Raw genomic sequence first — 6,094 nt, forward strand, 5'->3', positions numbered from 1 at the left:
AGGAGCGGACATGGCCGGGTATCCGATGGACGAGTGCGAGGGCGGGCGCCCGCGCCCGTGGCGGCGCCGGCGCGGGGAGCGGCGGTCCGGGCCGCCCGGACCGTACGCCCTGCTGCCGTGGCTGCTGCTGGGGCTGGGGTCCTTCTCCAACCTCTTCCAGGGGGAGGCGGACAACCCGTGGCTCGGCGGGCTCGGACTGCTGGCCTTCAACTCCCTCTACGTCTCCGTGGTGTTCCGCGGTTTCGACCGCAGGAAGCGCGAGAGCCCGGTCACGTACGGGCTGCTCGCCGCGATGGCCGGGGTGACGCTCGCGCTGGCGATCGGCTACGGCGGCAGCTGGCTGCTGTTCTTCCCGTTGCTCTCGCTGGCCTGCGGCACCGTCCTGCGCAGCCGGATGCTGGGGGTCGGCCTCTTCTCCCTCGCCGCGGTCGCCACCGCCGTCGCGGTGTGGCGCGGCCAGGGCAGCTCGGACCCGTGGACGATCGGGTACGGCACCTTCATCTCCGGGGCGGTGACCGCCGCGATACTCACCCTCGCGGAAACGGTGACGGAACTGCGCGCCACCCGGCAGGAACTGGCCCGTTCCGCCGTCGAGAAGGAGCGGCTGAGGTTCTCCCGCGACCTGCACGACCTGCTGGGCCACACGCTCTCGGTGATCGTGGTCAAGTCGGAGGCCGCGCGCCGGCTCGCGCCGCGCGACATGGACGCCGCGCTCGCCCAGGTCACCGACATCGAGTCGGTGGGCCGCCAGGCCCTCACCGAGATCCGCGAGGCCGTCACGGGCTACCGGGAGGGGAGCCTGGCGACCGAACTGGACCGGGCCCGGTCCGCCCTGACCGCCGCCGGCATCGAACCGGTGCTCCGCCGCTCGGGGCCGCCGCTCGCCCCGCAGGCGGAGGCGCTGCTGGGCTGGGTGGTGCGGGAGGCGGTCACCAACGTGGTGCGCCACTCCCACGCCACCACCTGCTCGTTCACGGTCGCCGGCGACGCCGACCGGGTCCGTCTGACGGTCACGGACGACGGCTCCGGCCCGGACGCCCCGCCCGTCCCCGGCATCGGCGGCACCGGCCTGACCGGCCTCACCGAACGCCTCGCCGCGGCGGGCGGCTCACTCCGGGCGGGCCCGGAGCCGGGCGGCGGCTTCACCGTCACGGCGGAACTGCCGTTGGGCGAGCCCGGGTCGAGCGGAACGGACGGATCGGACGGAACGGAACCGTCGGGCAGGCTCGGCGCGGACGCCTGAGCGCTGCCGGACACCGTGCCACCGATGTGTCCGGCGGGGGGCGCGGGAAGCGGCCCGCCTCCGGAGAGACGGGCCGCCGAGCGGTCAGCCCATGAACTTGCTGCAGGCGGACCCCTTCACCCACGCGTGGGCGGAGATGGAGTCGTCGACCACCTGGCCGGTGGTGAAGCGCTCGTTGGCGAGGTCGACGACCCAGTCCCCGCGGTCCATGCAGACGTAGCCGCTGGACCAGGTGTTGGCCGGGTTTCCCGGCAGTCGGTAGAACGCGACGTAGTTGTAGCCGTTGGTGTCGTTCCTGCCGGAGTTCATCACCGAGCTGGCGCGGTTGTCGTCGTCCCCCTGGAACGGCCCCGTGCTGTCCCCCCAGTTCCAGTCGTCGCCCTCGGCCTGGCCCAGGTGGTCGCCGGTGCAGTTCGCGTACCGCCAGGCGTGGACCATTCCGTCCTCTTTGTAGGTGCAGGTGCTGGCCGGCGTCGCCTGGGCGACCGCTCCGGGCAGGGCCAGGCCGATGACCGCCAGACCCGCGACCGTGACGGCCGACATCATCTTCCGCATTTCCGTTCTCCCCTCGTTTGCCCGCCCCGGCGGGGCGGGAGTCCATGTCGGACAGGTCAGCCGGCCTGCCCGGTGATCTTCTCGGCCCGGACCAGCGCCGTCCGCCGGATCCGGTCGTAGGCGTCGAGCTCGCGGCCGTAGGTGCGGGGGAGGCGGGCGCGGTACTCCTGCTCCAGCGCCCTTCCCGTCGCCCCGAACCCGGTCTCCTTCGCGCACCCGGCCTCCGCCCGCGCGAGCCGTACCTCCACCGCGAACGCCCCGTCCGGCGACAGCCCCTCGGTCAGGCGGGGCAGGTCCTCCCGGGCCTGGACGGGGCTCCGGTAGTGGTGACCGGCCTTGTTCATGCACCGGGACCACTCCGCCTGCGCCGTGGTGAAACGCTTGTCGCGCGCCAGCTTCGGCAGGTACAGCGGGGTCAGGTTGCTCACCACCCTCGTGGTGCGGAACCACGTCGCGCGCTCCCCGTACAACTGCTCCTGTGCGGTGGCCCGGCATCCCCCGACCTGGTTGTGGGCGGTTCCCCCGCCGGGCAGCGCCACGGTGAGCTCCGGCGTACCCGGCCCGCCGCTGAGCGCCTTGTCGTACGCGGCCCGGGACTTGCCGGAGAGCTTGCGGGTGTACACGAGGTTGGGGTCGCTGCGCCGGTTGCGTTCGGACTCCTGCCGGATCCGGCTGCCGTACCCGAACTTCCCCGCCCAGGCCGGGTCGTCCAGCACGTACCCCATCGACCGGTTCTCCCCACCGGTGGACGGGGGCCGCACCGTGTAGGTGAACCCCTTCCGGGCCATGCACCTGCTCACCAGCAGTTCCTCGGCGTGGCCGAGTCGTGTCTGCTCGTCGTCCGACAGTCCGCGGGCCGACGCGGACCGCGTCGGAGCCGCGGCCCCCCGTACCGGGCTCGTGTCCGTGCCCACCCCCGTGCATCCGGTGACCAGCAATCCGTATGCGACGACCACGGCCGTTCCCAGGCCCACCGTCCGACGTCCCATTGCGCCTTCTCCCCCTTCCGTCCTCACGTCCGGCGAGTCCCGCGGACCGGACTGACGGCAACGATGCCAGCGGACGGGCGGGCACGGACCCTCAGAGGTGTGAGGTTGCTCCACCGCCCGCAACCCGCTACCGACCAGGGGTTCCGTCCTCGGTCCTGCGGGCTCTTCCCGGGCGGCGGGGCCGGTCCCCGCAGGTGCCCCGCGACACGGAAAAAACGCCGGAGAAATCGACCCCGGCCCGTGCGTCCCCGTCCCCTAGCCTGTCCGGGCAGTGGACCTAGGGGGGAACATGCACAGCATCGTTGTGGTACCGCCCGGGCGGACACGCCCAGGAGACCACCTCTCGCTCGCCTCCGGCGACCGGCTCGTCTTCGGCCGCGACCCGGCCGGGACGGAAGCGTCCGGACGGCACCTGGTGATCGCGCACGAGGGGGTCTCGCGCATCGCCGGGGAGATCTCCGCACAGGGCACGTTCTGGACATTGAGCAACCTGAACCGGCGTCAGACCTACGTGGTGGAGAACCCGGAGGGGGCCGGGGAGCACATCAAGGTGGCCCCGGGCCGGCTGGAGGCCCCCGTGCCGTTCGAGTTCGCGCGGATCGTGCTGCCCGCCGCGGGCGAACTGCTCGGCTTCGACGTGTGGGCGCCGCAGCACGACTACCTGGGCGAGGAGTCCTGGGTTCCCGACGGTGCCACCACCGTGGCCGCCTTCTCCCTGGACCGCACCAAGAGGTACTTCGCGGTCCTGGTCGCCCTGTGCGAGCCCCGGCTGCGCGACGCGCCACCGCACACCGCCCTGCCCACCGCGGAGGAACTCGCCGAGCGGTTACGTCCGGTGTGGCCCGCGGCCAGCCGGACGGCGGTGCAGTGGAACATCAACTACCTGGCGGTGAAGCTGCGGCTCAAACCCGCCCCGGAGGAGGCGGAGTCCGGCCCGCGGCGCAACGGTACGAAGGAGGCCCTGGTCTCCCTCGCCCTGCGCTTCGACCTCGTCCACGAGGACGACCTGATCGTCCTGGCCTCTTCGGTCTCCGCCGCCTCCACTGCCGCTTCGGCCGTCGGGGCGCTGCGGTGACCGAACGCCCCGGAGATCTCTACGCCGTTTCCGTTCCGGAGTCGTATCGGGTCGGCGACTGGATCGTGGGCGCGCCCCTCGGCGCGGGCGGCTTCGGCAGTGTGTACGCCGCACGGCGCGTCGGCGCGGGCAGTCCCCCGACCGCCGCCCTCAAGTTCCTGCCGACCGGCACCCACACCCCGCGCCGGCTCCGGCACCTGCGCGACCTGGTCGAGCGCGAGGTCGAGTTGCTGAGCCGGGTGCGGGCGCCCCGGCTGATCCGGATGCACGAAGTGCTCACGGTGGACGACCCCGGCCGCCCGGACCTGGACGGTGCCACCGTGCTCGTCCTGGACCGCGCCGAGAGCTCCCTCGACGTCGTGCTGCGTGCCCCGGCGCCGCCCGCGTCCGGCCCCCGCCTGCTGCTCCAGATCTGCGAGGGGCTGCGGCAACTGCACGAGGCGGGCTGGGTCCACGGCGACCTCAAGCCCGCCAACGTCCTGTTGCAGGACGGGGAGGCCCGGCTCGCCGACTTCAACATGGCCGCGGAGATGGAGGGCACCCACGCCTACGCCCCCGCGTTCGCCACGCCCGACTACACACCGCCCGAACTGTTGTGGGGCCAGGTCGGCGAGCGCGGCCAGCTGATCCGCCCCACCGCCGACATCTGGGCCTTCGGCGTCCTCGCCCACCTCGTCCTGACCGGCACGCTGCCGCTTCCCGGCGGCACCCGGGCCGCCCGCAGGGACGCCGTGGTGCGCTACGCCCACGGCGCCGAACCCCTGCGGCTGTCCTCCGCCCTCCCGCCCGAGTGGCGGGAGATCATCACGGACTGCCTGGCCCCGACGCACGAGGAGCGGGCGCCCCATGACGCGGCGACCCTGCTGGAGCGCATCCGGTCCGCCCCGGACAGCGTCCACGGTTCCTCCGCGGTCCCGCCGCCGCGCCCCGGCCGCCGGCTGCGGCGCTCCCTGGTCGCGCTCGCCTGCGCGGGCGCCCTGACGGCGTTCGGCCTGTACCTCGGGACGCGGCCCACCGAGGGGGACGGCTCCCCCACCGCGCGGAGCACGGGAACGGCCGCTCCGGTGCGCACCGTCGAGCCCGCCGCCGAACGCACCACCGGCCCCGCCGCCGAACCCGTCGGCTACGACCGTTGCATCCGGGGCAGCGTCTGCTTCTTCACCGCGGCCGACGGGGGCGGCCGCATGTGCGCCTGGGAGGGCGACGAGACGGACTGGCTGGAGGGCGAGAACCGGTGCAGCTGGGCGGGCCGGCAGCATCCGCGCTCGGTCTTCAACAACGGCAGGGCCGCCGCCGAGGGCGAGTCCTTCGCCCAGGTCGTCTACTACGCCGACAAGTACTTGAAGAACCGCCTCGGCTGCCTGTCGGCGGGCACCCGCACCAACCTCTCCGTTCAGGCCGGGCCCCGTTCGCACGTGTGGGCCGAGCGCTGCTGACCCCGCGCCCCGCCCCGGGCCCTACCCTGGGGGCGTGAACGAGATGCCGCAGGATCACCGCCCGGCACAACCGGTACGGGTGCTGCTCGCCGAGGACCAGGGGATGATGCGGGGCGCGCTCGCGCTGCTGCTCGGGCTGGAGCCGGACATCGAGGTCGTGGCGCAGGTCGGTGCCGGGGACGAGATCGTGGACGCCGCGCTGCGGTCCCGCCCCGACGTGGCGTTGCTGGACATCGAACTGCCGGGCCGCAGCGGGCTGGACGCCGCCGCCGATCTGCGCACGGAGGTACCGGACTGCCGGGTGCTGATCCTGACCACGTTCGGCCGCCCCGGTTATCTGCGCCGGGCGATGGAGGCCGGGGCCGCGGGGTTCCTGGTCAAGGACGGTCCGGTCGAGGAACTCGCCGTCGCGATCCGCCGGGTGCTGGCCGGTGAGACGGTCATCGACCCCGCCCTGGCCGCCGCCGCGCTCAGCGCCGGTCCCAGCCCGCTCACGGCGCGGGAGCGGGACGCGCTGAACGCGTCGGTGGACGGGGCGACCGTCGCCGACATCGCGGGGAAGCTGCACCTGTCCGAGTCGACGGTGCGCAACTACCTGTCGGCGGCGATCGGCAAGACGGGGACGCGCAACCGGATGGAGGCCGTCCGGGCGGCGCGGCAGCAGGGCTGGCTCTGAGAGCCGTACCGGGCGGGGGGGGGGGGGGGGGGGCCCGGGCCCCCCCCCCCCCCCCCCCCCCCCCCCGGCGCCCCCCCCCCCCCCCCCCCCCCCCCCCCCCCCCCCCCCCCCCCCCCCCCC

The 6,094-nt window shown here is 74.1% G+C and carries 6 protein-coding genes; 4 read left to right on the top strand and 2 right to left on the bottom strand.

Features of this window, described 5'->3' with window-relative positions:
* Positions 1 to 10 precede the first annotated feature (10 nt).
* The gene (locus ACFYW1_RS31275) at positions 11 to 1,243 is read left to right on the top strand and encodes a sensor histidine kinase (protein WP_389000682.1); all 1,233 of its coding nucleotides are present in this window, start codon (positions 11 to 13) and stop codon (positions 1,241 to 1,243) included.
* Positions 1,244 to 1,327: 84 nt separating this feature from the next.
* Here ACFYW1_RS31275 and ACFYW1_RS31280 read toward each other — a convergent pair whose 3' ends face one another.
* On the bottom strand, positions 1,328 to 1,798 hold the full coding sequence (locus ACFYW1_RS31280) for a hypothetical protein (RefSeq protein WP_389000685.1): 471 nt from the start codon (positions 1,796 to 1,798) through the stop codon (positions 1,328 to 1,330).
* A 56-nt stretch (positions 1,799 to 1,854) separates the two neighbouring features.
* Positions 1,855 to 2,787, bottom strand: coding sequence for a hypothetical protein (locus ACFYW1_RS31285; protein ID WP_389000688.1), 933 nt, complete (start codon positions 2,785 to 2,787; stop codon positions 1,855 to 1,857).
* A gap of 289 nt (positions 2,788 to 3,076) precedes the next feature.
* On the opposite strand from ACFYW1_RS31285, the gene ACFYW1_RS31290 reads away from it, so the two are divergent.
* The 3 genes from ACFYW1_RS31290 to ACFYW1_RS31300 are packed head-to-tail and all read left to right on the top strand — an operon-like array spanning position 3,077 to position 5,974.
* A complete protein-coding gene (locus tag ACFYW1_RS31290; RefSeq protein ID WP_389000691.1) occupies positions 3,077 to 3,862 on the top strand; it encodes an FHA domain-containing protein in 786 nt (261 codons plus the stop codon).
* A complete protein-coding gene (locus tag ACFYW1_RS31295) occupies positions 3,859 to 5,298 on the top strand; it encodes a protein kinase (protein WP_389000694.1) in 1,440 nt (479 codons plus the stop codon). The genes ACFYW1_RS31290 and ACFYW1_RS31295 overlap by 4 nt, the downstream gene beginning before the upstream one ends.
* A gap of 43 nt (positions 5,299 to 5,341) precedes the next feature.
* The gene (locus ACFYW1_RS31300) at positions 5,342 to 5,974 is read left to right on the top strand and encodes a response regulator (RefSeq protein ID WP_389000724.1); all 633 of its coding nucleotides are present in this window, start codon (positions 5,342 to 5,344) and stop codon (positions 5,972 to 5,974) included.
* The last annotated feature ends 120 nt before the right edge of the window (positions 5,975 to 6,094 follow it).

This window comes from Streptomyces sp. NPDC002669 (genome assembly GCF_042889165.1).
Classification (GTDB): Bacteria; Actinomycetota; Actinomycetes; order Streptomycetales; family Streptomycetaceae; genus Streptomyces.

Excerpts from the sequence above, each read along its gene's own strand:
- ACFYW1_RS31280 (WP_389000685.1), bottom strand. The coding sequence starts at position 1,798 with ATGCGGAAGATGATGTCGGCCGTCACGGTCGCGGGTCTGGCGGTCATC.
- ACFYW1_RS31275 (WP_389000682.1), top strand. The coding sequence starts at position 11 with ATGGCCGGGTATCCGATGGACGAGTGCGAGGGCGGGCGCCCGCGCCCG.
- ACFYW1_RS31290 (WP_389000691.1), top strand. The coding sequence starts at position 3,077 with ATGCACAGCATCGTTGTGGTACCGCCCGGGCGGACACGCCCAGGAGAC.
- ACFYW1_RS31285 (WP_389000688.1), bottom strand. The coding sequence starts at position 2,787 with ATGGGACGTCGGACGGTGGGCCTGGGAACGGCCGTGGTCGTCGCATAC.
- ACFYW1_RS31300 (WP_389000724.1), top strand. The coding sequence starts at position 5,342 with ATGCCGCAGGATCACCGCCCGGCACAACCGGTACGGGTGCTGCTCGCC.